General features: G+C 68.4%; 25 protein-coding genes and 2 tRNA genes. 17 read left to right on the top strand and 10 right to left on the bottom strand.

The annotated features are described in order from the left end of the window. Nucleotides 1-61: 61 nt before the first annotated feature. From FNH13_RS12335 to FNH13_RS12325, 3 genes are all read right to left on the bottom strand, one after another. The gene (locus tag FNH13_RS12335) at nucleotides 62-1,621 is read right to left on the bottom strand and encodes an HNH endonuclease signature motif containing protein (RefSeq protein ID WP_143783688.1); all 1,560 of its coding nucleotides are present in this window, start codon (nucleotides 1,619-1,621) and stop codon (nucleotides 62-64) included. A gap of 120 nt (nucleotides 1,622-1,741) precedes the next feature. Further along, entirely contained in the window at nucleotides 1,742-2,605 is an 864-nt protein-coding gene (locus FNH13_RS12330) for a sulfurtransferase (protein WP_165700100.1), read from the bottom strand. 24 nt (nucleotides 2,606-2,629) lie between these two features. After that, nucleotides 2,630-2,899 carry a DUF2277 domain-containing protein gene (locus FNH13_RS12325; RefSeq protein ID WP_143783687.1) on the bottom strand — a complete coding sequence of 90 codons (270 nt, stop codon included), beginning with the start codon at nucleotides 2,897-2,899 and terminating at the stop codon, nucleotides 2,630-2,632. Between the two features lie 34 nt (nucleotides 2,900-2,933). Between FNH13_RS12325 and FNH13_RS12320 the strand changes: the two genes are divergently transcribed. Beyond that, nucleotides 2,934-3,500: a hypothetical protein gene (locus tag FNH13_RS12320; protein ID WP_228266382.1), complete on the top strand. Its 567-nt coding sequence runs from the start codon at nucleotides 2,934-2,936 to the stop codon at nucleotides 3,498-3,500. A 54-nt stretch (nucleotides 3,501-3,554) separates the two neighbouring features. On the opposite strand, the gene FNH13_RS12315 is transcribed toward FNH13_RS12320, so the two are convergent. After that, complete coding sequence (locus tag FNH13_RS12315) at nucleotides 3,555-4,832, bottom strand: alpha/beta-hydrolase family protein (RefSeq protein WP_143783686.1); 1,278 nt, start codon at nucleotides 4,830-4,832, stop codon at nucleotides 3,555-3,557. A gap of 163 nt (nucleotides 4,833-4,995) precedes the next feature. Between FNH13_RS12315 and FNH13_RS12310 the strand changes: the two genes are divergently transcribed. The 8 genes from FNH13_RS12310 to FNH13_RS12275 all read left to right on the top strand — a co-directional run bounded on the left by FNH13_RS12310 (nucleotide 4,996) and on the right by FNH13_RS12275 (nucleotide 12,691). Then, on the top strand, nucleotides 4,996-6,390 hold the full coding sequence (locus FNH13_RS12310; RefSeq protein ID WP_165700099.1) for a sensor histidine kinase: 1,395 nt from the start codon (nucleotides 4,996-4,998) through the stop codon (nucleotides 6,388-6,390). Nucleotides 6,391-6,395: 5 nt separating this feature from the next. Next, nucleotides 6,396-7,055, top strand: coding sequence for a response regulator (locus FNH13_RS12305; RefSeq protein WP_143783684.1), 660 nt, complete (start codon nucleotides 6,396-6,398; stop codon nucleotides 7,053-7,055). Between the two features lie 10 nt (nucleotides 7,056-7,065). After that, nucleotides 7,066-8,397: a deoxyguanosinetriphosphate triphosphohydrolase gene (locus FNH13_RS12300; protein ID WP_407669895.1), complete on the top strand. Its 1,332-nt coding sequence runs from the start codon at nucleotides 7,066-7,068 to the stop codon at nucleotides 8,395-8,397. Nucleotides 8,398-9,100: 703 nt separating this feature from the next. Beyond that, on the top strand, nucleotides 9,101-9,418 hold the full coding sequence (locus FNH13_RS12295) for a hypothetical protein (protein WP_143783683.1): 318 nt from the start codon (nucleotides 9,101-9,103) through the stop codon (nucleotides 9,416-9,418). 323 nt (nucleotides 9,419-9,741) lie between these two features. Next, entirely contained in the window at nucleotides 9,742-10,332 is a 591-nt protein-coding gene (locus FNH13_RS12290; RefSeq protein WP_143783682.1) for a hypothetical protein, read from the top strand. Between the two features lie 153 nt (nucleotides 10,333-10,485). Beyond that, nucleotides 10,486-10,989 carry a SigE family RNA polymerase sigma factor gene (locus tag FNH13_RS12285; RefSeq protein ID WP_165700098.1) on the top strand — a complete coding sequence of 168 codons (504 nt, stop codon included), beginning with the start codon at nucleotides 10,486-10,488 and terminating at the stop codon, nucleotides 10,987-10,989. After that, the gene (locus tag FNH13_RS12280) at nucleotides 10,986-12,368 is read left to right on the top strand and encodes an META domain-containing protein (protein ID WP_143783680.1); all 1,383 of its coding nucleotides are present in this window, start codon (nucleotides 10,986-10,988) and stop codon (nucleotides 12,366-12,368) included. Before FNH13_RS12285 ends, FNH13_RS12280 begins: the two co-directional genes overlap by 4 nt. Further along, nucleotides 12,329-12,691 (top strand): AMIN-like domain-containing (lipo)protein, encoded by a 363-nt coding sequence (locus FNH13_RS12275; RefSeq protein WP_143783679.1) that lies wholly within the window; start codon nucleotides 12,329-12,331, stop codon nucleotides 12,689-12,691. The genes FNH13_RS12280 and FNH13_RS12275 overlap by 40 nt, the downstream gene beginning before the upstream one ends. Nucleotides 12,692-12,700: 9 nt before the next feature. Here the strand turns inward: FNH13_RS12275 and ligD are convergent, their stop codons facing one another. Then, nucleotides 12,701-13,666: a non-homologous end-joining DNA ligase gene (gene ligD / locus FNH13_RS12270; RefSeq protein ID WP_143783678.1), complete on the bottom strand. Its 966-nt coding sequence runs from the start codon at nucleotides 13,664-13,666 to the stop codon at nucleotides 12,701-12,703. A gap of 76 nt (nucleotides 13,667-13,742) precedes the next feature. On the opposite strand from ligD, the gene FNH13_RS12265 reads away from it, so the two are divergent. From FNH13_RS12265 to FNH13_RS12250, 4 genes are all read left to right on the top strand, one after another. After that, nucleotides 13,743-14,768: an alpha/beta fold hydrolase gene (locus tag FNH13_RS12265; protein WP_143783677.1), complete on the top strand. Its 1,026-nt coding sequence runs from the start codon at nucleotides 13,743-13,745 to the stop codon at nucleotides 14,766-14,768. Between the two features lie 78 nt (nucleotides 14,769-14,846). After that, the gene (gene dnaG / locus FNH13_RS12260) at nucleotides 14,847-16,883 is read left to right on the top strand and encodes a DNA primase (RefSeq protein ID WP_143783676.1); all 2,037 of its coding nucleotides are present in this window, start codon (nucleotides 14,847-14,849) and stop codon (nucleotides 16,881-16,883) included. A 6-nt stretch (nucleotides 16,884-16,889) separates the two neighbouring features. Then, complete coding sequence (locus tag FNH13_RS12255) at nucleotides 16,890-17,420, top strand: hypothetical protein (protein WP_143783675.1); 531 nt, start codon at nucleotides 16,890-16,892, stop codon at nucleotides 17,418-17,420. A 40-nt stretch (nucleotides 17,421-17,460) separates the two neighbouring features. Continuing rightward, a tRNA-Asn gene (locus tag FNH13_RS12250) sits at nucleotides 17,461-17,533 on the top strand. A 56-nt stretch (nucleotides 17,534-17,589) separates the two neighbouring features. Here the strand turns inward: FNH13_RS12250 and FNH13_RS12245 are convergent. The 4 genes from FNH13_RS12245 to FNH13_RS12230 all read right to left on the bottom strand — a co-directional run bounded on the left by FNH13_RS12245 (nucleotide 17,590) and on the right by FNH13_RS12230 (nucleotide 20,891). Further along, on the bottom strand, nucleotides 17,590-18,501 hold the full coding sequence (locus tag FNH13_RS12245; RefSeq protein WP_143783674.1) for an amino acid ABC transporter permease: 912 nt from the start codon (nucleotides 18,499-18,501) through the stop codon (nucleotides 17,590-17,592). Beyond that, nucleotides 18,498-19,178 (bottom strand): amino acid ABC transporter permease, encoded by a 681-nt coding sequence (locus FNH13_RS12240; protein ID WP_143783673.1) that lies wholly within the window; start codon nucleotides 19,176-19,178, stop codon nucleotides 18,498-18,500. Before FNH13_RS12240 ends, FNH13_RS12245 begins: the two co-directional genes overlap by 4 nt. Before the next feature lie 90 nt (nucleotides 19,179-19,268). Beyond that, entirely contained in the window at nucleotides 19,269-20,081 is an 813-nt protein-coding gene (locus tag FNH13_RS12235) for a glutamate ABC transporter substrate-binding protein (protein WP_143783672.1), read from the bottom strand. A 36-nt stretch (nucleotides 20,082-20,117) separates the two neighbouring features. Then, a complete protein-coding gene (locus FNH13_RS12230; RefSeq protein WP_143783671.1) occupies nucleotides 20,118-20,891 on the bottom strand; it encodes an amino acid ABC transporter ATP-binding protein in 774 nt (257 codons plus the stop codon). A 128-nt stretch (nucleotides 20,892-21,019) separates the two neighbouring features. Between FNH13_RS12230 and FNH13_RS12225 the strand changes: the two genes are divergently transcribed. From FNH13_RS12225 to FNH13_RS12215, 3 genes are all read left to right on the top strand, one after another. Then, nucleotides 21,020-21,093: transfer RNA gene (locus tag FNH13_RS12225), tRNA-Ile, on the top strand. A gap of 113 nt (nucleotides 21,094-21,206) precedes the next feature. Next, complete coding sequence (locus FNH13_RS12220; RefSeq protein ID WP_143783670.1) at nucleotides 21,207-22,364, top strand: baeRF3 domain-containing protein; 1,158 nt, start codon at nucleotides 21,207-21,209, stop codon at nucleotides 22,362-22,364. A 209-nt stretch (nucleotides 22,365-22,573) separates the two neighbouring features. Further along, a complete protein-coding gene (locus FNH13_RS12215; protein WP_143783669.1) occupies nucleotides 22,574-23,089 on the top strand; it encodes a DUF3145 domain-containing protein in 516 nt (171 codons plus the stop codon). 158 nt (nucleotides 23,090-23,247) lie between these two features. Here the strand turns inward: FNH13_RS12215 and FNH13_RS12210 are convergent, their stop codons facing one another. Beyond that, a complete protein-coding gene (locus tag FNH13_RS12210) occupies nucleotides 23,248-24,381 on the bottom strand; it encodes a glycosyltransferase (protein ID WP_143783668.1) in 1,134 nt (377 codons plus the stop codon). 266 nt (nucleotides 24,382-24,647) lie between these two features. Here FNH13_RS12210 and FNH13_RS12205 point away from each other — a divergent pair, with 266 nt between their 5' ends. After that, entirely contained in the window at nucleotides 24,648-26,156 is a 1,509-nt protein-coding gene (locus FNH13_RS12205; RefSeq protein ID WP_143783667.1) for a hypothetical protein, read from the top strand. The last annotated feature ends 49 nt before the right edge of the window (nucleotides 26,157-26,205 follow it).

Here is a 26,205-nt window from a genome sequence, read left to right as displayed (position 1 = left end):
CTCGGGCATGGCTGTGACCCCGCCGTCCGTGTGGGTGTGGGCGGGGTCGGGGGCGTGGTCGTTAGGTGTCGACGAGGGGGCCGGTGGGGGTCGTCATGGTGCCGGGTAGGTGCCAGATGACTTTGGTGGCGGTGACGGTGGCGGTGTAGCCGTAGCGGTGGACGATGACGTGGTGTCGTCGGCAGAGGGCGGCGGCGTTGGTCAGGTCGGTGGCGCCGCCGAAGATCCAGTGGATGACGTGGTGGATGTCGGTCCAGGTGGCGGGCATGGTGCAGCCCGGGAAGGTGCATCCTTTGTCGCGGAGGTGGACGGCTTTGCGTTGGGCGGGGGTGAAGAGGCGTTTGGTGAGGCCGACGTCGAGGGGTTCGGAGGGGCCGCCGAGGACGATGGGGATGATTTCGGCGTCGCACGCCAGGCGGCGGATCGCGCCGGGGGAGAGGCGTTGTCCGGTGGCGGTGTCGCCACCGCCACCGATCTTGCCGGCGAGGGCCTCTATGTCGATGGTGACCTGGATCTTGGCTTTGTCGGTGACGGTGGTGCCTTCGGGGGCGGCGACGCCGCGGCCGATGATTTCTAGGAGTGCGTCGGCTCGGCGGGTGGCGGTGGTGCGTGGGTCGTGTTGGTGGGTCCCGTGCTCGTCGGCGCTGGGGCGGGGTTTGGATAGTGGGTCGAGGGCGGCGAGCAGGATCGCTTCGGCTTCGTCGTCGAGGATGAGTTGCCACTCGGCGAGGCCGGCGATGGTCCCGACCCGGCGCAGGCGCCGGCAGCGGGATTTTTCGTCTTCGGCTTTGTCGTCGGGGTCGGGCTCGAGGAGGCGCTCTTTGGCTTCGGTGCCGACTTTGGCCAGGTCGCGTAGCCCGGTGGTTTCGACGACGTCGGTCATCACGTCGGTCAGAGCTTGTAGGGACTGTGGGGTGGCGAGGTCGGTGAGGTCCTGGGTGAGGCGGGTGATGAGGTTGGCTCGGGCGATGCGTGCGGTGCCGTCGTTGACTTTGGCGGTCAGGGCTTCGAACCGGTCGTCGTCCATCGCGGCGGCGACTCGGGCGGTGGCCAGGGCTTCGGGGCGGTCGATCAACGGTGCCCAGGTGGTGATCCAGTCGGGCACGGAGTGTCCGGATTGGTCGGGCAGGCCGCGGGTGATGGCTTCGTGGGTGGTCGCGGCCAACAGTGATTGGGCGGCCTGGACCAACGCCTGCGCGGCGCCGACAGCCTCACCCAGTCCCTGCTCGGGCAGGTGTGCGAGGGGGAACTCCCCGGCGAGCATCTGGATCATGTGCGCGGACCCGGCGACGAACTCGGGCACCTCGTGCCCCGAGGTGGTTAGCGGCGCGCCCCGGTCTTGGCCACCCTGCCCGGCATGTGCTGGCCCGCCCGGACCACCCCGCGTCGGATCGTGCTCCTGGGCCAGGGCTGGATCCTGGGCCAGGTCGTGGCCGACTTCTGGGACTAGATCCTGGTCTTGGTCGGGGACCAACGGTCCGGCATTGGTGGTTTCCCGTAGCGGTCCGGCCCCGATCAGCGGGGCATACCGCACCCGGCCACTGGTGGTGGCGGACTCGGTCAGCGCAGCCTTCTCGGCAGCGGTCAGTTCCCCGCTGTCCAGAGTCGCCTGCTGTGCCATAAATCAAACATACGTGCGACCACTGACAGTGGGTGGCTGCGCTCGAAAATGCGAACTGTTCAGTTTCCTGACCAGCGGAAACTCGTGGAGGCAGTGACGTCGAGGGTGGCAGCCGACGCCTCAGGGACCGGTCGTGATGGGCCGTTCAGGATCTGAGATCCAGTCGCTCCAGGACCCGATGTAGACGGCCGGGTCATAGACCCCGACCTCCGCGACCTCCATCGCCAGCGCCATGTGACAGGCCTGGATCCCCGAGCCGCAGTAGATCGCGGTCCGCTTGTCCGGTTGGATGCCGCGCGCGGTGAACCGCATCTCCAGGTCGTCGGCCGGCAGGAACCGGCCGGCCTCGTCGACATTTTTCAGCGCGGGGATGCTGATGGCGCCCGGGATGTGCCCGGCCACAGGGTCGATGGTCTCGTTCTCCCCGCGGAACCTGTCTGCCGGGCGTGAATCAACCACCTGGTGCCGGTCCAGATAGTGCTCGATCCCGTCTGCGTCCAGCAGTCGGCGCCCGCCCGGGGTGAGCACGATGTCACCGCGCTCGATCTCGGGCTCACCAGTTTCGGTCGGCAGTCCGGCGGCCAGCCATGCGGCATACCCGCCGTCGAGGACCCGCACCTCGTCCTTGCCAAAGAAGTTGAGCAACCACCAGGCGCGTGCCGCCCCCAGGGAGGTGGCCCCGTCATAGACAACAACAGGCCGTATGTCGGTGACTCCCGCAGCCCGGAACGCCTCCTGTGCGTCGGCGAGCTTGGGCATCGGGTGACGACCACCGCGCCCGTCCTCGGACGGCGAGCTGGCCAGCCCAGGCTTCATGGCCATGAAGGCGGCACCGGGGAGATGACCGGCGAGGTATTCGGCGAGATTGTCCTCGGGGGAGGTGCCCAGGCTCCACCGGATGTCGAGCAGCACGGGCCGCTCCTCGGGGTCCTCGGCGGCGAGCAGCTCAGCGAGTTCGGCGGGGTCGATCAGCAGGTCGGACACGGGTCTGAGCCTACGGCCTGCCGGTCAGCTGGCGAACCTGGCGGCAGAGCGCGCCTTCGCCTTGGCGGCCTCCTCCTCACGGTTCTTAGGAGGAACCGAGGTGACCAGCGAGTCAAGCAGATCCTGGCTGGCAGCGGCGATCTTCTCGATGGCCTGGTCGTAGGCGTCCTGGTTGGCAGCTGAGGGCTTGGTAGCCCCACCGATCTTGCGCACATATTGCAGCGCTGCGGCACGCACCTCATCGGTGGTTGCCGGCGGCTCGAAGTTGTTGAGCGGTCTGATGTTCCTGCACATGCCTCCACGATGCCACGGAGGTAGCGTGACCGCCATGAGTTCACCCGAGCTGGCGGTCGACCCGCTGGCACCCACCCCGCCGGAGCTGCTGCCCAGGTCCGTCACGATCCGTCACCGCGCCAACTGGCTCAACCTCTCCACCCTGTTTGGCATGGGGGTCGCCAGGGCGGGAGGAGCCGACATCCGGCGCGGGCCACGCAAGCTCTATCTGGCTGAGCACTATCGGTGGAAGTTCCCGGCAGGCGGTGCCTTCACCGTCGGCGACGTCGTGATCACCCGCCACGACATCGACGAGCTGGTCGCCAGGCGCCCGCACCTACTCGAGCACGAGGAGGCACACAGCCGGCAGTGGATGGCCTGCCTCGGCCTGCCGTTCCTCCCGCTCTACGTCGCCTCGATGGGCTGGTCCTGGCTGCGCACGGGTGACCGGGCGTCATACTCCTTCTTTGAGCGCAGCGCCGACCTGGCCAAGGGCGGCTACAAGGACGTCCCACCGCGGCCGCTGATGCCGGTCATCGCCTCCGGAGCGCGGCAGGCCATCGCCTTCGTCACCGGCCGACGCTCTGCCGACACGGGTGTGGACGTCGGTCGCAGCGGCTGACCGACCCATCGCGCGCCGCGCACGCCACCGCACGCACTCTGAGCTGTCGGCAGGTCAGCACAGGGGCAGGGTCCAGTCCTGCTCCGGGCCATAGGCGTGACCGTGTCCGGCGTCAGGCAGCAGCGAGGCTCCCAGATCCAGCACCGTCGTGCCATAGCTCAGACCCGGCAGCCAGGTTGTTGGCCAGTCCTCCGGCTGTGAGAGGGCCGTTTCGCCCGACAGATACCGGACGGGATCGTCGGCATTGTGGAGGCTGACCTCTCGCGGGTGACCCGAGATCTCCCCGCCCGGCGCGCCGGACCAGATCACGCCGCAGAGTGCCGACGCGTCGACGTCGGCGATGGCTGCCTGACCGGCCAGCGCCCCGAGGGACTCGCCATGGACATAGACGTCCGGCCGCTCCCGCGCGGGGAGCTCGGCGACCTGTGTGAGCACCTCCTGCACCAGGGCGCGCGCCGACCGCATCGCAGGCTTTTGGTCGATCAGGAAGCTCCACCAGCTCGGCAGGTCGCCGTACTGCGCGGAGACCACGGCCACGTCACCATCGAGCTGGGTCTCGAACGCCGTGACGGCCTCCCGGTTGACCCAGCCACTTCCGGTGGGGAGGGCGATGAGGATCGCACCACGCTCAAGGCCGCCCTCCGCGACCATCCGATCGACCGCCAGCCGGGCACCCGCCTCCGGGCTCCTGGCCTCGTCCACCCGGGCAAACGAGCGGGAGGCCCCGGCGGGGGAGTCGATGAGCAGCACGTGCTGCGGGTCCATGGTCTTGCGCAGAGGGGCCAGCAGATCGATCGGGCCGGCGGCTGCTGTCGTGACCGTGAGCGTGACCAGCAGTGCCGCGACCAGGGGCACGGAGGTGCGCCGCACATTGACCCGGGCCAGTCGGCGCACCCCGGCACCGACCGTCAGGCCGACCCCGACGACCAGGAGCGCCCACGCTGTGGCACTCAGCCAGTATGTCGGGGGGAGCGCGGGCATGCCGAGCTCAGCCGAGCGCACCACCAGGGACTGCTGGGTCACCCACTCCAGACCGGCAAGCACTGCGCAGGTTCCGGCCACCACGAGCCAGCGGGCCGGCTCGCTGACCCGCTGCCCGCTGGCAGTGCCGCGATGGGTCAGGATCAACCGGGTGCCTCCGACGAGGGTCAGGGCGAGGAGCACGAGCACCCCGGTGAGGAGTCCCTGCGGGAGTGGCAGGCGGGGGAGCAGTGACGGGATGGTGGACAGCGCCAGGGCCGCCCCGACCGTCAGCGTGGTCCCGATGTGGGGCGCAGGGATCTTGCTGAGATGGCGAGCGGGAGTGGCGGTGTCGCGACTGCTGGAGAACATGCTTCGACGCTAGGAATCCGTGGCACTTCGGCGGGTCCCCCAGTCGAGCCAGATCCGGGCACGCGATGCGGTGCCCGGGGCGGCGACACTCACCCCCACGATGCGGGCAGAACTCACCCCTAGGTATGACAAGCACCTGCCCCCGCGCGATTACGGTCGACCCATGAGCAGGCAACGGCGCGACGTGCGCGGAGAGGGCAGCCGTGACCGTCGCGGGATGGGACGTCGCGGGGTCGGACGACGGGGGATCGGACGACGCGGGATTGGACGTCGCGGGGTCGGACGACGGGGGATCGGAGGACGGGGCGCGCGTGGTGTCGGGCGGACGCTGAGCTGGGTCACGGTGCGGCCTGCCAACGCACTCGTGGTGCGACCCTCTCGCTGGCTCGGCTCGCGCGGGCTGGCCTTCGTCATCCGTCACGGCACCGTCCTGGTGTGGCTGGCGGTCGCGATCCTGATGGCCATCGCCTGGCCCACGGTCGGGATGACCCACCAGGTGCCCGCCAGCCTGTGGCCGATGTTTGCCGCACTCGGGATCCTGCCGCTGCTCTGGCTGCGGGTCGCGCCCTTCCTGGGGTGGCTCACCTGGGTGATCCCGGCAGCCGTGATCCCGCTGATCTTCGAGTCCACCTCGTTGCACGCGTTCCCGTGGCAGATCAGTGCCTTCCTCGTGCTCCTGGCGCTGCTGATCGCGGTCGGCGTCACGGAGACGCCGGCTCGGGTCGGTCTCACCTTTCTGGGCACCGGGGCCCTCTTCCTGGCCCACCTGCCCTCGAGCATGGCGACGGGCTGGGTCTTCGGCGCCGCAGCCTTCCTCGGGCTGGGTCTGCTGCTGCGCGGGCTGTTCCGCTCTCGCCGCGAGGCCGCCGAGCAGGCGCAACGCGCCGAGGAGCAGACCCGCCGCGCCGAGGTGGAGCAAGCCAGGGCGGTCCTGGCCGAGGAGCGCACCCGCATCGCCCGGGACCTGCACGACGTGGTCGCCCACCGGATGTCGATGGTGGTGGTGCAGGCACAGTCCGCGCAGTATCGCCTCGGTGGGGTCACCCCCGAGGTCGCCGCCGAGTTCGAGTCGGTGGCCAGCCAGGCGCGAGAGGCCCTCAACGAGGTGCGCGCGATGCTCGGCGTTCTGCGCAGCGAGGACCACGCCCCGGAGCAGGCGCCCCAGCCCGGCACCGAGGATGTGCTGCGGCTGCTGCGGTCCTCCAGCGCGGCCGGGGTGGACCTGACCTGGTCGATCGTCGGGGAGACCGAGCCGGGACCGGCCACCGCGATGGTCCTCTACCGGGTGCTGCAGGAGTCACTGGCCAACGCCTCCCGGCACGCCCCGGGGGCACCTGTGCGGGTCGAGCTGGGCTACGGGGAACAGGTGGTCGTGCGGGTGTCCAGCGGAGCGGGCCACGCCCGCCCGCGAGATGCGTCGGGGAGCGGGGGACACGGCATACCGGGTATGTCGGCGCGCGCCGCCTCCGTGGGCGGCACCCTGAGCGCCGGGCCAGTGGGCGACGGGGGTTGGCTGGTGGAGGCGTCCTTGCCCACCCGACCGACGGTCGTAGGGTGAGCGGCATGGTGAACGTCTTCATCGCCGACGACCAGGCCATGGTGCGGCAGGGGTTCGGTGCCCTGCTCGCGGCCCAGCCCGACATCCAGGTGGTCGGTGACGCGCCCGATGGTGCGACCGCCGTCCGCGAGGTGGTCCGTCTGCGTCCCGATGTCGTGTTGATGGATGTGCGGATGCCGGAGATGAACGGGCTGGATGCCGCAGCAGAGATCTTCCGTCGGCGGATCGACCCCGCTCCACGCGTGCTGATGCTGACGACCTTCGACATCGACGACTATGTCTATGAGGCGCTGCGCCTGGGGGCCAGCGGCTTCATGCTCAAGGACGCTCCCGCCGAGGAGCTGATCAGGGCGGTGCGGCTGGTGGCCTCCGGGGAAGCGCTGCTGGCGCCGTCGGTGACGCGGCGCCTCATCGAGGAAGTCACTCGCCGTCGCTCCGACGTCCGGCCCAGCGCCGAGCTGGCGACGCTGACCCCGCGGGAGCGTGAGGTGCTCGAGCTGGTCGCCGCCGGGCTGTCCAACGCCGAGATCGGGCAGCGGCTGTTCGTGGCCGAGCAGACCGTCAAGACCCACGTCGGCAAGGTGCTGGCCAAACTCGGCCTGCGGGACCGGGCACAGGCTGTGGTCTATGCCTATGAGTCGGGCGTGGTCCGCCCGGGGGCCTAGGCTCCGGGCTGTGGAAGGAGTCGAGGACGCCGCGGGGGACGCTGGCCGCACCGGGCGTGCGCGTCGCTCTCCGGGCGAGTCCGTGGTGCCGGCGATCCCTGGCTACACGGCGCACGACCGGGAGCGCTGGGTTGCCGAGGATCCGGCGCACAAGAGGCTGGACCGTGACGACTTCGCTCGCGACCGTGGCAGGGTCATCCACTCGGCCGGGCTGCGACGACTCTCGGCGACGACGCAGGTCGTGTCGCCAGACACTGATGACTTCGTCCGCAACCGACTGACCCACTCCCTGGAGGTCGCCCAGATCGGGCGCGAGTTCGGGGCCGCTCTCGGCTGCTCGGCCGACGTGGTCGACACGGCCTGTTTGGCCCACGACATCGGCCACCCGCCGTTCGGGCACAACGGTGAGGCCGCGCTCAACGAGCTGGCCGCTGACATCGGGGGCTTTGAGGGCAACGCGCAGACGCTGCGGGTGCTCACCCGCCTGGAGGCCAAGCGGACCCATGCCGACGGCCGCTCGGCCGGGCTCAACCTGACCCGGGCGAGCCTGGACGCCGCGACGAAATATCCCTGGCCTCGCGGGGGCGGTCCTCGCCCGACGCCGAAGTTCGGGGTCTATCCCGACGACCTGGACGTCTTTGCCTGGTTGCGTCAGGGTGCCCCCGAGGGGGTGGGCCGTCGGTGTCTTGAGGCTCAGGTCATGGACTGGGCGGACGACGTCGCCTACTGCGTCCACGACGTGGAGGACGCCATCGCCTCGGGGCGAGTGGACCCCGCTGCCCTGCGTGCGGCACCCGAGCAGGCCGCGGTCGTGGACGTGGCACAGCGCTGGTATGCCGACGACCTGACCGGCGACGATCTCACCAGAGCGCTGGACCGCCTGCTCGCCTCCGGGTGGGTGCCGCGCACCCATGACGGCACCCGGGGTGATCTCGCGGCGCTGAAGGACATGACCAGCCGGCTCATCGGGCGCTTCGTGCACACCGTCGAGGTCGCCACCCGCGAGCGGCACGGTCAGGGGGTGCTGACGCGCTATGCCGCCGACCTGGTGGTCCCGGACCGGGTGCGCGCGGAGACTGCGGTGCTCAAGGCGACAGCGGCCTACTTCGTGATGCTCAGTGACGAGCGGCGAGACCTGATGGACGTGCAGCGAGGCATCATCGGGGTGCTGATGCGGCACTTTGAGGACCACCCGGAGGCGATGGACCCGCTGCACCGAGCGGCTCGTGAGGCGGCCCGCGCCGTGTCCGACGAGGCTGCGGAACTGCGGTCAGTGGTGGACCAGGTGGCTTCCCTCTCGGACGCCCGAGCCCTGACTCTGCACGCCTCTCTCTCGCGCTGAGGCAGGCGCACCCCCACCGAGCGCGTCCGTCGGTCACACTGTCGATCTCATCGCGCGTACCGGCGACAGCGCCTGGAGTGCTGAGCCCGACAGTAGTCGATGGAGGTGGGTGGCCGGAGATGCAGGGTCATTCGTGCAGCAGGCTCCGTGGTCGCTTGACAAAGCGTCGGGGGGGGGGAGTCTAGCGCCGGGGGCAACGGGGCCCCTCATTCGCGAAGGAGTCACTATGCTCGATATCCAATCGATCACTCACAAGACTGCGACACCGTTGGTTCGCCGGACACTTGCTGGGATTGCCGCCTCGGCTATTGCACTGTCGTTGGTTAGCGGGACGGCAGCCGCGCATTCTGGAAGCATTGACATTGGGACTAAGACGGGCGCCGTTTGCGCCGTATCTGTGGCCACTAAGGTTTCGCAGTTGAAGCAGTCAGGCCACCAAGTTCGAGTGACGCAGCAGTGCCATGCGGTGCCAGGCGGCTACCTTGCTCGGGTGACTTTCTGGCATTGATGCTGCAGCAGGGTTTGTGTTATCACATGCGTGCAGGACGTGGACGGCGACATACGATGACCACGATCACGGCCTGGTGGCCGGTGCTCCTCGATGGCCCCGGCAAGAGTTCTCTGTGCATCCATTACGCTAAAGCGCGGAAGTCGGTGCCCCAGGGGGCATAGCGTCGCCGCACCGGCTGATGTGGGAGGAACAATGAAGCGAGTGATGACGGGTGTCGTGGCGGCTGCCTTGCTGGTGCCGACCCTGACCGCGTGCGGTGGCGGTGATCCGGTATTCTGTGACGCCGCCCCCGACGTCGACACATCCGACCCGGCTGCCATGCAGAAGGCTCTCGAGGACATCGCCGACGATGCACCGGACGAGGTCCGGGACGATGTCGACGTGATCATCGAGCAGTTGAAGCTCGTCGAGGAGGACCCGGCCAGCATCGATGTCGACGCGGTCAACACGGCGGTCGACAACCTGACCACGTGGGAAGAGGAGAACTGCTCGACGGACGAGGACGGGTAAGACGTCTGTTGACGACTCACCGGAGCCCCCGCCGCAACAGCGCCGGGGGCTCCGTCGTGCCCGGACCGGGCACCCGTCGCTGGGATCCTCACTGCTCTGGCCTGGAGTCTGGGTGGGCGGCGTCGATGAAGTCTGTCGCTCGGGGCGAGGAAGTCCCTCGCGCACGGGAACCGACCGCGCAGTCGCCCCGTCCATCAGGTGCTTGAGTCCAGCACTGCAGCTTGCCTACCGGTGTCGCACCGGGGGGAGAGCGGCACTGAGACCTGCGGGTCAGACTGAGAGGACCGGTCATGAAGACACATAGCGGGACCACGCCACGACGCGTGAGCACGATCGCCCTGGTCGCGATCATGGGCACGGCTGCCCTGCTCACCACCGCGTGCGCCGAGGAGGCCCCCGACACCATCGCGGTCGGCGGTGGCGGCAGTCCTCAGGCCGGCACTCAGGGCAACGGTGGTGGTGAGGGTGGCACCAGGGGTGAGGGTGGCACCGGAGGGGGAAAGGGCGGTCAGGCTGAGCCCGAGCCTCCCGCTGGAACTGGAGACGGCGGCGGGGAAGGCGGGCTCTCGGTCGCTCCCGAGCCGCCAGCGGTGCCCGAGCCCCCGGTCGGCGGTGAAGGCGGCGGAGGTGAGCCGGCCTCCGAGCCTCCGGTCGGCGGTGAGGGTGGGGGACAGCTCGACCCCGGGCTCCAGGAGTTCTGTGTCCAGTTTGCGCAGAGCGACCTCTCGGATGTCAACGACCTGCAGTCATTGCGGGAGGTCGCACCCGACGAGCTGGTCGACGACATTGGCGTGATGATCGAGCAGACACCCCTCGTGGAGCAGGATCCGCTGGGCGCTGACCTGGACGCGTTGTTGGACGCGACCACGGTGCTGGGCGACTACAACCTGGAGAATTGCTTCACCCTGGAGTGAGCCGTCGTCATCCTCGGCCGGGTGCCCGCTTCGCGGCACGCGGCCGAGGATGAACCTTTTGGGCGTCCGGGACGACAGAGTGGGGAGAGCACCACTTCGGCAGCAGCCCACGCCGCGCCGGGGCCGGGACCGACGTGCGAGAGGAGAGCGGCCGTGGCGACGACCGACCCCGCCTACAGCGAGTTCGTGCTGTCTCGGCAGGCACGGCTGCGTCGCGTGGCGGTGCTGCTGTGCGGTGACCCGCACCAGGCTGAGGATCTGCTCCAGGAGGCGCTGATCGCGCTCGCCGAGAAGTGGGAGAAGGTCGAGCATCCGGACGCCTTCGTGCGCACGGTGCTCGCCCGGCAGCGGGTCTCGTGGTGGCGGCGCAGACGCCACGAGGTGATCTCTGAGACGGTGCCGGACCGCGGTCTTGACGACGGGTCGGAGGCCCGTGCGCGCAACGACGAGGTGCACAGGGCGTTGCGCGCGCTGCCACAGAGGCAGCGGGCTGCGCTGGTACTGCGCTACTTCGAGGACCTGACCGAGGCGCAGACGGCCGAGGCCATGGGTGTCGCGGTGGGCACCGTCAAGAGCCTGTCCCACCAGGCAGTTGCCGGTCTGCGCAGGCAGTTGGGTGTGGACTCCCTGGCCAGCATGGAGGAGGATCAGCGATGAGTGATCGTGGCGACGACGTGCGGGTGCTGCTCGAGGATGCGTCCGGCAGCGGCCGAGAGCGAGACATCAGGCCCGAGGACACCTGGTCGAGGGGACGCCGGCGTCAGTCGCGCAAGCGGGCCGGAGCAGGTGTCGTGGGGGCACTCGGGGTGGCCGCCGTTGTTGGGCTGGTCTGGCAGACCAACCTGCTGGGCGGTGGACAGGAGACCGGGGTGGCGACGCCGCCCTCGGGCCTGACGACCTTTGTCCTCGCGGCACCGGGTGCGCCCGGACAGGTGCCCAACACGCTCGACGGCCTCGCGGTCCCCGCTCCCGAAGATCTGGTGGGGACGACCTGGAGGGTGCGTGAGGACCTCTGGGGGAGTGACCTGACGGCTGTCGACGTGGTCGGCTCGGCTGCAGAGACCGACTTCTCCTTCGGCGGGAACGGGACCGTCGGCTGGGGGTTCTGGGCCGATGGGTGCGGCGGTGGGTGGTTCCAGGAGGCCCTCGAGGTGACCGAGGACGGTGCGTTCTCCGGTGGGCCGATGGGGACGGACGACCAGGGCTGTCTCGAGCCGGCGCAGACCGCCGAAGACTTCTGGATCGACGTGCTGGGGCACGGCGGGTCCCTCCATCAGCTGGGCGAGGACTGGCTCCTGCTCTCGGTGGACCCGTCGTGGGCCGGCCTTGAGGAGCCGCCTCCCGTCGTGGTCGACGGCGCCGCTCGGCTCGACTTTGTCCGAGAAGGAGCAGACCCTGCCACTATCGACACGGCATCGCCCGAGCGGGTCCCCGCCAACGAGGAACTGACCGGGACCTGGCAGCTCCTGGAGTGGGCCGATGGTGGCGGGGTGCTTGGTGATTTCATGGCCGACCCGAGCCAACTGCGCCTCAGTTTCGAGGGAATGCCGCCGCAGTCCCTGCTGCTGAGCGACGGACCGCCGTCCGCTGACGGAGACCAGACCTGCCCCATCGTGTCCCTGGGCAACGTGCAGGGCGTCGACAGTCTCGGACACACCGTGCCGCCCGATCACGGCTACACCCTGACTCCTGCGGACGGGACCTGCGCCAGCGTTGCCGACGTGCAACCCGTGTTCGTGGACGGACTGCGTGAGGGTGCCCAGATCACCCTGGTCGGCGAGGACCTGCTGGTGCTGCGCCTGCCCCTCGTGGAGCGAGGCACTGTGCAGGAGTCGGGCGATGTGACCGACCCGACCAGCGATCAGGTGACGGATGATCCTGACCTGCCGGACGGCATACCGGACATCACGTTTGTCCAGCCAGGCACCGAGCTCGCCTGGCCTGACGCGACACCTGGAGCCATCTCTCGGAGCGTGGTGGAGCGTTGGTCAGTGGCGTGCGGTTCGGCGCTCACGACGGGTTCGACCGCGTGGTGATCGACCTGGAGACGGCGGAGCAACCCGGGTGGATGGTCCGCTACGAGGATCCACCGGGCGGCCAGGCGTTCGACCCTCCGGAACTGCCCGGCGACGCCACCCTGGTCGTGGACGTGGTGGGGGTTCCCTATCCCGCGGACTCCGAGCAGCCCACGTCGGTGCCGGTGGGCGAGACGAACGGTCTGTCGGTCGTCACCGGTGCCGTCGTCGCGGGTCCTTACGAGGCCCACCTCAACTTCTTTGTGGGTGTCGATCATGAGCGGCCGTTCTCAGTGACCTACCTGGAGGACCCCGGGCGTCTGGTCATCGACATCCAGCACTAGGCACGAACGTCACTCCTCGTCTGGCTCCGGCACCGGCTCGGCACCCTGCGCCTCGTCCCGGTCGGCCCACTCCAGCAGCGGAGCGATGTCATAGACCGCGTCGTCGATGCCCGCGTGCAGGTCGCCGACCTCGGCATAGCGGTCCGGCATCGTCACGATGGTGAAGTCGGCGGGGTCGACCTCCGGCACCTCGTCCCAGGTGAGCGGTGCGGAGACGCGCGCATCGGGCCGCCCACGGACCGAATAGGCCGCGGCGATCGTGTGATCTCGCGCGTTTTGGTTGTAGTCCACGAAGACTGTGGTGGGGTCGCGGTCCTTGCGCCACCAGGTCGTCGTCGCGTCCTCTGTGCGGCGCTCCACCTCGCGCGCAAAGGCGAGCGCTGCCCGGCGCACCTCTTCGAAGCCGTGGTCCGGGGCGATCCGCACATAGACGTGCAGGCCCTTGCTGCCGCTGGTCTTGGGCCACCCCGTCGCGCCGAGCTCGTCCAGCACCTCCTGCGCGACGCCCGCCACCCGCTGCACCGTCGCGAAGTCGCACTGCTCACCCGGGTCCAGGTCGATCCGCCATTCGTCGGGCCGCTCCACGTCGGCACGGCGGCTGTTCCACGGGTGGAACTCCACGGTCGACATCTGCACCGCCCAGATGACGCTGGCCAGCTCGGTGACGCACAGCTCGTCGGCAGTGCGGTTCCACCTCGGGAAGGTGACGTGCGCGGTCTCCACCCAGTCCGGCGCACCACGTGGCAGCCGCTTCTGGTGCACCTTCTCACCGGTGATGCCCTCAGGGAAGCGGTGCAGCATACAAGGCCGTTCGCGCAGCGCGCTGACGATGCCGTCGCCCACGGACAGGTAGTAGTTGGCCAGGTCGAGCTTGGTGTGGCCACCCTCGGGGAAGTAGACGCGGTCCGGGTTGGACAGGCGCACGGTGCGCTCGCCGACCTCGAGCTCGATCGCGGGTGACTTCGACGCAGCCATGCCCCCGATCATTCACCATGCGCACGCGCTGTGCCCACGGTCGAGTGCCGAAGGCCCCCGTGCCAGGATCAGGACCATGAAGACCTCGACCCGCCTGGTCCAGACGTCCCGCCTCAACACCTTCGTGCGAGAGGCCGGTGACCCGAGTGCGCCGGTGCTGGTGCTGGTGCACGGCAATGTCAGTTCCTCGGTCTTTTTCGACGCCCTGATCGAGGAGCTGTCCGACACCTACCGCATCATCGCGCCCGACTACCGCGGCTATGGCGGGTCGGAGCGCAAGACCATCGACGCGACCCGCGGCATGGCCGACTTCTCCGACGACGTGGTCGCCCTGCTCGACGCCCTCGAGATCACCGAACCCGTCGACCTGCTCGGCTGGTCCGCGGGCGGCAACATCGTGCTGCAGCTCGCGATCGACCACCCCCACCGCGTGCGGCGACTGATCCTGGAGGCGGGGGGCTCGCCCTACGGCTTCGGGGGCACTCACGGGCTTGACGGCACCCCCACCTCCGAGGACTTCGCCGGCACCGGTGGCGGGACCGCCAACCCGGACTTCTGCAAGCGTCTGGCCGAGGGCGACCGCGGAGATGACCCGGCCAGCCCCGTGACCACCCTGCGCAACTTTTATGTGAAGCCGGGGTTCACCTTCGATCGCGAGACAGAGCAACGCTATCTGGACGGCATGCTCGACACGACGCTCGGCGACGACATCTACCCCGGTGACAGCACGACCTCGCAGAACTGGCCGGGACTGGGGCCGGGCACGACGGGCACCAACAACGCGCTGTCGCCGAAGTACCTCAACCAGGGCTCCTTCGCCGACCTCGACCCGGCCCCGCCGGTGCTCTGGATCCGGGGCGCGGACGACCAGATCGTCTCTGACACCTCGATGTTCGATCTGGCTCAGCTCGGCAAGCTCGGTGCCATCCCCGGCTATCCCGGGGAGGAGACCTGCCCGACCCAGCCGATGGTCAGCCAGCTCCGCACGGTGCTCGAGGGCGCGGGTGAGTTCACCGAGATCGTCTATGAGGACTGCGGCCACAGCCCACACCTGGAGCACCCGGAGCGGTTCGTCGCCGACGTGCGTGCCTTCCTGGACTGAGCCGGTGGGGGCTGTGTCCTCTCGGCGGGGGATGACGGCCCCACCGCCTAGACTCACGGCAACCGCGAAGGAGGGTCGGTGGCCGGACTGATCAGGCCTGAGGACGTGCAGACCGTCAAGGAACGCACGTCCATCGAGGACGTCGTGCGCGAGCACGTCACCCTGCGACCCGGCGGCACCGGCTCCCTCAAGGGACTGTGCCCGTTCCACGACGAGAAGACCCCCAGCTTCAACATCCGGCCCGCCGTCGGTGCCTGGCACTGCTTCGGCTGTGGCGAGGGTGGGGACGTCATCTCCTTCGTGATGAAGATCGACCACCTGACCTTTGCCGAGGCCGTGGAGCGGCTCGCCGGCAAGCTCGGGATGGAGCTGAGGTATGCCGAGGGCACGGGCGGGCGTGGTCGTCGCGACGGCGAGGGTGGCCTCGGGCGACGGGCGAGGCTGGTCGAGGCCCACCGGGCTGCTGCCGAGTTCTATGCCTCCGCCTTCGCGGAGAGCCCCGAGGGACAGACCGCGCGGGACTTCCTCCTGGCCAAGGGCTTCGGGCTCGACGACGCGGCCCGCTTCCAGGTGGGATATGCACCCCAGTCCGGTGAGGCGCTGACCCGCCACCTCCGGGCCAAGGAGTTCACCGACGACGAGCTGGTCATCGCCGGACTGTCCGGGCGGAGCAGCCGTGGGCTCTATGACCGGTTCCGCGGGCGGGTGCTCTGGCCGATCCGGGACATCACCGGTGACACGGTGGGCTTTGGTGCCCGGCGGATCTTCGAGGACGACCGCATCCAGGCCAAGTATCTCAACACCTCCGAGACCCCGATCTATCGGAAGACCTCGGTGCTCTATGGACTCGACCTGGCCAAGAAGCCGATGGCCGAGCAGCGCCGGGCCGTGGTCGTGGAGGGTTACACCGACGTGATGGCCTGCCACCTGGCGGGCGTGGACACCGCAGTGGCCACCTGCGGGACAGCCTTTGGAGTCGACCACATCAAGATGCTCCGGCGCATCCTGCGCGACGAGGCAGGACTGTCGCCAGCTCGCGTCATCTTCACCTTTGACGGCGACGCGGCCGGCCAGAAGGCGGCGATGCGTGCGTTCCGCGAGGACCAGCGCTGGGCCAGCCAGTCCTATGTGGCGGTGGCACCAGCAGGGCAGGATCCCAACGACCTGCGACTGTCGGGCGGTGACGAGCCGGTCCGTGAGTTGATCGAGGACGCGGTGCCACTGTTTGAGTTCGCCATCCGGTCGACCATCGCCCCCTATGACCTGGACCGTGCCGAGGAGCGGGTCTCGGCGATGCGCGCCGCAGCACCCATCCTGGCGGGGATCCGGGACCCTGCGCTACGACCGGAGTATGTCCGCACCGTCGCAGGCTGGCTCGGCATGCCGGTCGAACGGGTCGGTTCAGAGGCCGCCCGTGCCGGACGCTCGTCTCAGGGCCGGAGCGGCCCCCGTGGTGCCTCGCCGCAGCGACCCGGCGGTCAGAATGGCTGGGCACCGCAGCACGCCGGCCCGCCTCACCCAGGTCCACCGCAGGATGGTCCGCAGTATGACGGCCCACCCGAGGATGGCCCGCCCTACGACGGCCCACCGGAGGATGGCCCCCCGGAGCAGCAGCGGCTGCCTCGTCCTGATCTGCGGGACCCCTTGGTCTCTGCCGAGCGCCAGTTGCTCCAGGTCGTCCTGCAGTATCCCGGCACCGTCGCACCCGAAGCGCTGACGCAGCTGCCGTCAGACGGGATGCGGGCACCGGCTCACCGGGCGGTTCTGGAGGGTGTGCGCTCCGGTGGTGGATTGGCCGCAGCGCGCACCATGAGCAGCCAGGGCTGGGCTGCAGCAGTGTCTACGGCGACCAGTGAGGCTGCGCGGCCACTGGTCCATGAGCTGGCCGTCGCCACGCTGCCCGTGCGGCTCGATGCCGGCACCGGCCAGCCGCCCCAGCGCTATGTCGAGTCCCTGGTGAGCAGGGTGGTGGAGGCTGGGGTCGCGCGGCGCATCTCTGATGCCCTCAGCGCCCTGCAGCGCGCTGAGCCGGGGAGTCCGGAAGAGCGTGCCAAGAACGAGGAGCTGACCATGTTGTATCGCGAGCGGGCACGCCTGCGTGCCGGGATGGAGTGAGGCGTCATGGCGTGGGGCAAGAAGAGCGAAGGTCCACCCGAAGCGATCCGGGAGGCCGGGGTGCCTGACGGGGACAAACTGATCGCGGCGAAGGTCGACGAGCTCACCGGACGGTGGGTGCTGGCCTGCCGCACCCGCGTCACGGTGGTCAGCGACGCCGGGGAAGTGCAGGAGTCACGACCCTGGCTCGACGTCGACGGCGGCACGTGGGACCCCGAGCAGGACATCCTGCGGGTGACCTGGATCGAGGGCGGCACTCCCACGCGGTGGCAGTTCACCGGTTCGGGGACGCACATCTTCACCGACGCCTTCCGGGACAGGGTGCAGTCCAGTGTCGTGCTCGTGCGCGAGGTCGACCTGGGGCCGGGGCGCAAGACCCGGGTGGCGATCCGCAAGGACCTCGCGACGCGCGAGCTCGTGGACCAGGTGGTCCCCGGGCGTGGGGTCCGCAGCGACGATGTCGAGCTTGCTGAGCAGGTGGCTGTGGCACGAGCCACCCTGCGTGACCAGAGTGGCTTGCCACCCCTGACCGCGTGATAGAGTCTCTCCTCGCTGCCACCTTCTAGGGTGTGCACATTCCCCTGTAGCTCAATTGGCAGAGCAGCCGGCTGTTAACCGGCAGGTTGTTGGTTCGAGTCCAACCGGGGGAGCACACGAAAATGGCCCGGATCTCTCGCGAGATCCGGGCCATTTGCTATCGGCGGGACTACCCGACCGCGCCACCGCCGCCAGCCCCAGATGGCGCCGGGATGGGCGCGACAGGTGGGGGCTCGTTGGCGCTGCCAACCTTGCCTGCGGACCGGGCCCGGCGGCGCTGCCGGTTCTCGATCCACTCGGCCAGCTTGCTGAGGGCGTAGTTGAGCAGGATGAACAGGACTGCGACCACGACATAGGCCGGCAGTGTCGCCGACTCCAGCGAGCCGAGGTTGCGGGCCCGGGTGAGCAGCTCGGGGTAGAGGATGATGTAGCCCAGCGCCGTGTCCTTGGTGATGACGATGACCTGGCTGACCAGGGTCGGCAGCATCGCCGTCAAGGACTGGGGGATCAAGATGGTGCGGCGCGTCTGACTCGGTGACAGACCGATGGCCAAGCCGGCCTCGCGCTGGCCGGAGGGCAGTGACGCCACGCCGTTGCGGATCACTTCGCAGAGCACGGCGGAGTTGTAGAGCGTGAGGCCCACGACCACGCCGATGAGGGGGTTGATGCTGCTCGGGAACCAGCCACGGTGGGCCAGGAAGTAGAAGATGAACAGCATCATCACCAGCACGGGAACCGCGCGGAAGAACTCCACCATCATGCCGGCCAGCCAACGCAGCACCCGGTTGTCCGACATCCGCGCCATGGCCAGGGCCAGCGCGAGGACACTGGCGCACACGATGGCAATCGCGGCTGCGCGGAGGGTGTCGATGATGCCGGGGATCAGGTAGTTCTTCCAGGCACTGGCACCCAGCACCCAGTCCCAGCGCGCCGCTTCCAACTGGCCCTTGTCCGCGAGCCGGTCGTAGACGACATACAGGATGGCTGCCAGCAGCAGGATGCCCACCACCGCCATGAGGCGGTAGCGCATGCGGGCCTTGGGGCCTGGGGCGTCGAACAGGACGCGTGTTGTGTCAGTCATCGCTTCACCGCCAGTCGGCCGGAGAGATAGCTGGTCAAGATGCCCAGCGGGAGTGTCAGGATCACGAAGCCGATCGCCACGACGGCAAAACCGAGCATCAGCAGGTCCGGTCGGAACTCGGCCACCGCCTTCATCCGGTAGGCGATCTCAGCAACGCCGATGGCTGCCACGACCGTGGTGTTCTTGATAAGGGCGATGAGCACGTTGCCCAACGGAGTGACCGCCCCGCGGAAGGCCTGGGGCATGATGACCTGTCGCAGGCTCTGGGTGAAGGTCAGCCCGATGGACCGGGCTGCCTCTGCCTGGCCGAGGGGGATGGTGTTGACGCCACTGCGCAGCGCCTCGCACACGAAGGCCGCGTGGTAGGCGCTCAGGCCGAGGATCGCGAGCCGGATGTTGTTGTCGACCAGGAAGCTGGCGGACTCCCGATCAGCGAGCGTGATCCCCAGTTGACCGTAGAGCGCCAGGCTGCAGAAGACCACGATCAGGGTCAGGGGCGTGTTGCGGACCAGCGTGACGTAGGAGGACCCCAGCCACTGGAAGATGCGCACCGGCGAGACGCGCATGACCGCCAGCACCGTCCCGAGGATGAGTGAGTAGAACGCCGAGTAGGCAGCCAACTTGAGGGTCATCCAGAACGCTGCGACGAACTCGTATTCCTCGATCAGCTCAAGCATGGGACTCCCGGGAGTGAGGGGGTTTGTGGTCCGGTGCCGGTCGGCATACCCACCGTGTGGGGAGGGTATGCCGACCGGTCAGGCCGGCGCTCAGGCGCAGTTGCCGCCCGCCTCCGGCGGGTTGGTGTCCGCGTTGGGCGTGTAGTTGGCCGGGCCGAGGTACTTCTGGATGATCTCGTCCATCGTGCCGTCATCCCACATCTCGGTGATGATCTCGTTGATCTCCTCGCACCGGTCGTCCTCCTTGTTGAGGCCGATCCCGTAGTTCTCGGTGCTGAAGGTCTCACCGGCGACGACCAGCTTGCCGGCGTAGGCCTCCTGGGCCGCGAAACCGGCCAGGATGGTGTCATCAGTGGTGAGCGCGTCCAGCGTGCCGTTGGCGACCTGCTCGACACACTCGGAGTAGCTGGCGTACTCCTGCAGCTGGACGTCGGGGTAGTCCTCCTTGACGTTCTCCGCCGAGGTGGAACCGGCCACCGAGCAGAGCAGCTTGCCCTCCAGGTCTGCCGGCCCGGTGATGCCACTGTCGACCCCGACCAGGAGGTCCTGGCCGGCCACGAAGTAGGGGCCGGCGAACTGCACGGTCTCCTTGCGCGAGTCCGTGATCGAGTAGGTCGCCACGATCATGTCGACCTGGCCCGTGTCCAGCATGGTCTCGCGCTGGGCGGAGACCGACTCCTTGAAGCTGATCTGGTCCTCGCTGTAGCCGAGCTTCTCCGCCACGTGCCGCGCGATGTCGGTGTCCATGCCGGAGAAGGTGTCGCCATCCTGGACGCCCATGCCGGGCTGGTCGATCTTGACGCCGATGGTGATGCCGTCCTCGTCATCGCCACCGCCACAGGCAGTGAGGACCAGGGCGCCGGCCGCGAGAGCGACCGCCATGCGGAAAGTGGTGTGCTTCATCGTGTGAATCTCCTTAGTTGGGGTCACGGACTGCAGTCAGTGGGTCAGGATCTTGCCGAGGAAGTCCTTGGCGCGATCGGTCTGCGGGTTGGTGAAGAACTCTTCGGGGGTGTTCTGCTCGAGGATGGCGCCGTCGGCCATGAAGACCACGCGGTCGGCTGCCTTGCGAGCGAAGCCCATCTCGTGGGTCACCACGATCATCGTCATGCCCGACTGGGCCAGCTGGACCATGACGTCCAGGACCTCGTTGATCATCTCGGGGTCGAGGGCCGAGGTCGGCTCGTCAAAGAGCATGACGGTCGGCTCCATCGCCAGGGACCGAGCGATGGCCACGCGCTGCTGCTGGCCGCCGGAGAGCTGCGCTGGGTACTTGGCCGCCTGGTGAGCGACCCCCACCCGGTCCAGGAGCTCCATGGCACGCTTCTTGGCGTCGGCCTTGTTGGTCCCGCGCACCTTGGTCGGCCCCAGGGTGACGTTCTCGAGGATCGTCTTGTGGGCGAACAGGTTGAAGGACTGGAAGACCATGCCGACGTCGGCCCGGAGCTTGGCGAGTGCCTTGCCCTCCTCGGGGAGCGTCTCACCACCGATCGTGATGGAGCCGGACTCGTAGGTCTCGAGGCGGTTGATGGTGCGGCACAGGGTCGACTTGCCCGAGCCCGAGGGCCCGATCACGACGACGACCTCGCCCCGGTGGACCGTCAGGTTGATGTCCTGGAGCACATGCAGATCGCCGAAGTGCTTATTGACGTCCTGGAGCACCACCAGCGGTTCGGTGCTGGGCTCGGGAAACCCGGTAGCGTCTTCGCTCATGCAGGCACCCTACTGATGGGTGTGCACAAAATGCGGCAGTTGCGGCGAGCCGTAACCGAATTGAGTCCTTCGGCCGCCCGCGGCAACGAGTTGGTGGCGCTCTCGGCGGGTTACCATCGGCCGTCGAGGGGCCAGTAGCTCAGCCGGTTAGAGCAGCGGACTCATAATCCGTCGGTCGCGGGTTCAAGCCCCGCCTGGCCCACCCCTCATGCCGGTCACTAGGCTGGGAGTCGTCCGGACCCGCCCGGCCGCGAGGCCCCGGATCGGCACCTGCCGGACAGGCCTCGACGGTCATCTCAGTGAGAGGCCTGCCGCATGACCACGCACCACCAACTGCCCTCCTCCGACGACCTCGACAGGCTCAGCGCCCGGACTGAGCACGCCCTGACCATCTATGTGCCGACATCGCCCAACCCGCAGGAGCGCAGCGCCAGCCAGACGGCCGTCAAGAGCGCTGTCGACGACGCGGTTCGGCGTCTGAAGCAGGACGGTGCCTCGCACGCTCTGGTCGAGAAGCTGCGTGCTCAGTGGGAGTCCGTCGACCGCGACAGCGACCTGTGGGGTTCCCTGTCGTCCTCACTCGCAATCTTCCTGGCCCCCGAGGTCAACGAGGTCTTTGTCCTTCCTAATAGCCTCCTGCCGCAGTCGCAGCTGGCGGACCACTTCGATCTCGGACAGCTTCTGCGCTCGGTGACCTTCCCTCACGAGGCCTATGGGCTGATCCTGGCGGCCAACGGCTGGAGCCTGTGGCACGCCACTGCCGACGCTCGGATCACCGAGCTGGAACTGGACGGGGACTATCCCAGCGATGCTGCGGACGCGACGAACCGGGACAGCATCCGGGGTCGGGACAAGAACCGCGGGCTCGTGGGGGATGAAGGCAAGAAGGCCCTGCTGGGCAAGTATGCCCACCGTGTCGCGGAGGCAGTCACGGCAGAGATGAACCGTCGGCGCGTGGCTTCCAGCGTCCCGTTCTTTGTGTTTGGCGTCGAGCCGCTGCTGAGCCAGTTCGCCGACCAGTTCGACCGCGACGTGATCCAGCTCCAGGGCGCGGCCGAGCGCCTCGGTGCCGACCAGTTGGACGAGCAGGTCCGCGCGGAGCTGGCAAAGATCCACGCCGAACGGGCGGACTCTCGGCTGCACACGATCGCCGACACGGTCTCCAGCGGGCTGGTGGCCACGGACCTCGTGGACATCGCCACCGCGGCGACCCGTGGGCTCGTGGACACCTTGATCTTCAACTTCACCGTGGACATCTACGGTCGGATCGACGAGGTCACCGGTGCGGTCGAGCGGGTCCGCGACGGCGAGCGTGCTCTGCCCGGTGGCACCGCGGCATACGACCTGCTGTCGCAGATCGCGCTGATGGTGCTGCGTCAGGGTGGCACGGTGCTTGCTGTCCGTGACGACGAGGTGTCCCACCTCATCTGGAACTCGGTCGCCGTCGCCCAGCTGCGTGCTCCTCTGGGCTGAACTGAGCGCACCGTGCCCGCCCAGGCGGGCACGGTGCAGCCGAGCTTCGCGGGGCGCCCAGCGGCGTGTCGCTGACTGCGGCGCGCCGGTGCACTTGATACTGGTGTGACAAGAGAGCACAATGGGTCGTGTCACAGGACGCGGCACTCGTCGCGTGTGGTTTGAGGCCGTTGGGGAAGACGTCCCTCGCACCACACAGGAGGTTCCGGATGTCTGCTGTGACACCGCGTATCGTCACGCGCGGGGTGGTGTTTATTCACTCCACCCCTACTGCGTTGTGCCCGCACATCACGTGGGCACTTGAGGGTGTACTCGACACCCGTGTGTCCCTGGACTGGGTCTCGCAACCGGCGCAGCCGGGCACCATGCGGGCCGAGTTCTCCTGGACCGGCGACGCCGGCACCGGGGCCTACCTTGCCAGCGCCATGCGCGGCTGGGACGGCCTGCGTTATGAGGTCGTCGAGGAAGCCAGCCGCGGGTGCGACGGTGCCCGCTGGACCCACACGCCCGAATTGGGCATCCACCACAGCCGCCTGTCCGCCAACGGTGACGTCGTCGTCAACGAGGACCGGATCCGCAGCATCGTGGAAGAGTCCAGCGGCAACATGGCCGTACTCACCGCTGAGCTCGACCGCGCCCTCGGGTCGGCCTGGGACACCGAGCTGGAAGACTTCCGCCACGCAGGCGAGGGTGCTCCGGTCAAGTGGCTCCACAAGGTCGGCTGACCTGACCTGACCTGACCTGACCTGACGCGGTCGTGTCCTGATCGGTCGGGTGACCGAGCTCATGGGTCAGTCTGGTGCTCTCTGAGTGCACCTGGCTTCCCCACGAGCGGTTTCGGTGTCTCTCACCGTGGCGCGCACTGGGCCGTGCGGGTGCTGTCTTACCTCCTGGAGTGCAGCACTGCCAGCTCACCGTGGATCGCGAGCATCTCGTCCGAGGAGTGTTCCCAGCTAAAGGTTTCGGCCTGCTCGCGGGCCAGGCGGCGAGCGTCCGGTCGAGTGCTGAGCGTGAGTACCGCGTCGGCGAACTTCGCCGGGTCGGACGGCGCGGCGATGCCACCATCACGCACGACCTCGGCCAAGGCGCCTTCGTCGGGACAGACGGTCGGCACGCCGCAGGCCAGTGCCTCCAGCGCCGCCAGACCGAACGTCTCCAACGGACCGGGTGCAATCGCGACGTCAGCCCGGCGCATCACCGCGGCCAGCTCGGAGCGAGAGTTGATGTAGGCGTGGAAGGTCACCGGCAGGTCCTGGGACTTCTCGATCAACTCGTCACGCAGCGGCCCGTGGCCCAGCACGGTCAGGTGGGCCCTGACGCCGCCGCGCACCAGGTGACGGAGCGTCTCGATGGACAGCTGCGGGTTCTTCTCCGGGGCCAGGCGACCGCAGTGGATGATGTGCAGCCCCTCGTCCTCGGTGCGCACGCGCCCACCGGGGGTGAGGTGCTCGTAGGAGTCGTCGGGGTGGAAGACGTCCAGGTCCACGCCGAGGTCGACGATGCGGGCGGGGACACCGAGGCGGTGGAACTCCTCGGCCGCAAACCGGCTGGGGCAGACGATCGCGTCGTAGTCGTTGGCGCTGTGGGTGTTGATGAAGTCCGCCATCCAGACGGCAGGCACGTCGGGGACCGGGGTGCGGCGGACCATGATGCCGGTCATGTTCTCGTGGCTGATCATGATGCTGCCGATGTCCCGGCGGCGGGCCCAGCGCCCCATCCAGCGGGTGGTGGAGCGGTCGGACACCTCGAGGGAGTCGGGGTTGATCCGGTCCATCAGCGCGCCGAGGCGGGCCCGGCTCCACATGAGCGAGTAGCCCGTGCCAGGAATGGCCGTGGCGGGGACACGGTAGACGGTGCCCTGGCTCTCCTCGGTGACCGGCTCGTCGCCCTTGGTCGCCGGGATGATCAGGGAGACCTGGTGTCCACGGGCGCGATAGCCCTCGCCCCAGTGCCGCAGCGCGGTCTTGATGCCGCCTGAGGTGGGGCTGACGAAGTTGGCGACCCGGAGGATGTGCATAGGCACGAAACGCTACCCCGCGGTGGCCGAGTCCGTCGTCGCCGGGGCCTGGCCGAGGGCAGGGAGCTGTAGTTGGCCGCTCACTGATGGGGCGTGCGCGAACGGGCAGGCAACTCTGCCCACCCTGGCCGAAGCCGTCGCCGTAGCCTGGGTGTGTCAGATCGAGGGAGCGCATGTACGCACGCCGACCAGGAGACCTGAGACAACCTGCCCGACCAGTTCGTGCGCTGACGACCAGCCGCGCCGGAGAGGGCGGGACCCTCGGCATGCGGCCAGTCCCCAGCGACGTCCTGAGGGTGCAGGCGGAGGCCGGCAACGCGACCGTCTCAAGGTGGCTCGACGGCCAGCAGCTGTCGGTGCAACGCTCCAAGGAGTCGCAGGACTTGCTCACGAGGCTCGCCGTCCCCAAGATTCGCGAGGGCCCGGCGATCGAGGTCCAGACCACACTGGTCAGCGCCTTGGAGGACCTGATCAGGAGAGGGGAGGTCTCGGAGGCCACCACTGAGTTCTGTATCGGCGGCGTGGTATTGGACCGGCTTCCCAACTCTGAGACAGAACTCCGGCCGGCGACGCGCACACAGGAGGACAGCAAGGAGGAGGACAAGAAAAGACGGGATGCTGAGACCGGGGAGATCTTCACCCGGCTCACGCAGCAGAAGGGCAAGGAGACCCCGATGACGAGGTTCACGCCGCTGAGCGGGGGTGGCACAGTCGCACGGTCGGCAGGGGTGGACTTCGGTCCCTTCGTGCTTGGTGGCGAACTCGGGAGCCTGGTGGTGGAGAACTCGCTCAAGACGATGATCGATGCCGAGCAGGTGGAGTACCTGCGGCTCGCGGGGCTGCCAAACAGCGAATGGGTGATCCTCATCGAACTCCACTACATCCGGAGCCGCCCGAAGGACATGGCCGGGTTCCACAAGGACACGAGGGGCCAAAGCCTCTTCGTCAACCTCAACTACCACATGCCAGGGCACCGGACGCGTGGGCCGGAACACGTCCTCAACCCACCACCGTCAGTCGACCACGACGAGCAGGTCCTGAGCGATAAGGACAGCAATCGGACCCTGCCGGCGGAGTTCAGCGATGATCTCCGCCACGCGCGGAAGGAACTGGGAGCTCCGTCGCGCATCGAGTTGCCAGGTGATGTCCCCGAGTTGGGGTACGTCGCCTTCGTGGACGAGGCCATTCACCACGCCACGCCGTGGTTCGGGCACCGGTATGTCACAGCGAAGGAGTTCAGTGCCTACCTCACGCGGCACCATCCTGCGAAGTTCGCAGAGATCTCTCGGGCCGAGAAGCAGTATGAGAATTCCTTGGTACCTGCGTACTTCTCACCGTTCAACAGTTACGTGAAGCACTCGATCATCAGCGACGACGAGATCGAGACCTGGCGTAGATGGCACCACATGGCTACGCCCGCGAATGACCGCCGATACACCCGGAAGGACTTTGCGCCTACGATCCCGAGCGAGGAGTTCGACGAGGTGCTGCATGACGTCGGCGCCCAGAAGGACGCGCCACGAGCGAGGGGTGGGTCCGGCGGCTGGCACTCGGCCAGCATTCCCGGGGTCAAGCCCAGCATCCGTGGAGCGACAGTGACACCTGGAGTTCGCTCACCGATCCGGCCGGACGGCAGCAAACCGCTCGTCCGGACCTCAAGTCAGTCGGACCTGACCAAGGGTTTGCCGGGTCAACTGCCCGAGGACGTGCCGCGGCGGTTCATCCGGACCTGGGTCCGAGCCGTGCCGCGGGAGGCGGCGCACGATATCCCCTAGGGATCGGGGATGTCCGCAGCTTGGCGGAGAAACCCGGTGCGGGCAGGCA

Origin of the sequence: Ornithinimicrobium ciconiae, assembly GCF_007197575.1 — a bacterium.
GTDB classification, from domain to species: Bacteria; Actinomycetota; Actinomycetes; order Actinomycetales; family Dermatophilaceae; genus Ornithinicoccus; species Ornithinicoccus ciconiae.
The sequence above is the reverse complement of the archived record's forward strand: the minus strand, read 5'-3'. Positions and strand labels throughout refer to the sequence as shown.

Bases quoted from the DNA above. Each gene is read 5' to 3' on its own strand.
- FNH13_RS12265 (WP_143783677.1), top strand. From the start codon at position 13,743: ATGAAGACCTCGACCCGCCTGGTCCAGACGTCCCGCCTCAACACCTTC.
- FNH13_RS12230 (WP_143783671.1), bottom strand. From the start codon at position 20,891: ATGAGCGAAGACGCTACCGGGTTTCCCGAGCCCAGCACCGAACCGCTG.
- FNH13_RS12235 (WP_143783672.1), bottom strand. From the start codon at position 20,081: ATGAAGCACACCACTTTCCGCATGGCGGTCGCTCTCGCGGCCGGCGCC.
- FNH13_RS12220 (WP_143783670.1), top strand. From the start codon at position 21,207: ATGACCACGCACCACCAACTGCCCTCCTCCGACGACCTCGACAGGCTC.
- FNH13_RS12325 (WP_143783687.1), bottom strand. From the start codon at position 2,899: ATGTGCAGGAACATCAGACCGCTCAACAACTTCGAGCCGCCGGCAACC.
- FNH13_RS12320 (WP_228266382.1), top strand. From the start codon at position 2,934: ATGAGTTCACCCGAGCTGGCGGTCGACCCGCTGGCACCCACCCCGCCG.
- FNH13_RS12255 (WP_143783675.1), top strand. From the start codon at position 16,890: ATGGCGTGGGGCAAGAAGAGCGAAGGTCCACCCGAAGCGATCCGGGAG.
- FNH13_RS12215 (WP_143783669.1), top strand. From the start codon at position 22,574: ATGTCTGCTGTGACACCGCGTATCGTCACGCGCGGGGTGGTGTTTATT.
- FNH13_RS12205 (WP_143783667.1), top strand. From the start codon at position 24,648: ATGCGGCCAGTCCCCAGCGACGTCCTGAGGGTGCAGGCGGAGGCCGGC.
- FNH13_RS12305 (WP_143783684.1), top strand. From the start codon at position 6,396: ATGGTGAACGTCTTCATCGCCGACGACCAGGCCATGGTGCGGCAGGGG.
- FNH13_RS12315 (WP_143783686.1), bottom strand. From the start codon at position 4,832: ATGTTCTCCAGCAGTCGCGACACCGCCACTCCCGCTCGCCATCTCAGC.
- FNH13_RS12245 (WP_143783674.1), bottom strand. From the start codon at position 18,501: ATGACTGACACAACACGCGTCCTGTTCGACGCCCCAGGCCCCAAGGCC.
- FNH13_RS12295 (WP_143783683.1), top strand. From the start codon at position 9,101: ATGAAGCGAGTGATGACGGGTGTCGTGGCGGCTGCCTTGCTGGTGCCG.
- FNH13_RS12240 (WP_143783673.1), bottom strand. From the start codon at position 19,178: ATGCTTGAGCTGATCGAGGAATACGAGTTCGTCGCAGCGTTCTGGATG.
- ligD (WP_143783678.1), bottom strand. From the start codon at position 13,666: ATGGCTGCGTCGAAGTCACCCGCGATCGAGCTCGAGGTCGGCGAGCGC.
- FNH13_RS12280 (WP_143783680.1), top strand. From the start codon at position 10,986: ATGAGTGATCGTGGCGACGACGTGCGGGTGCTGCTCGAGGATGCGTCC.
- FNH13_RS12210 (WP_143783668.1), bottom strand. From the start codon at position 24,381: ATGCACATCCTCCGGGTCGCCAACTTCGTCAGCCCCACCTCAGGCGGC.
- FNH13_RS12310 (WP_165700099.1), top strand. From the start codon at position 4,996: ATGAGCAGGCAACGGCGCGACGTGCGCGGAGAGGGCAGCCGTGACCGT.
- FNH13_RS12335 (WP_143783688.1), bottom strand. From the start codon at position 1,621: ATGGCACAGCAGGCGACTCTGGACAGCGGGGAACTGACCGCTGCCGAG.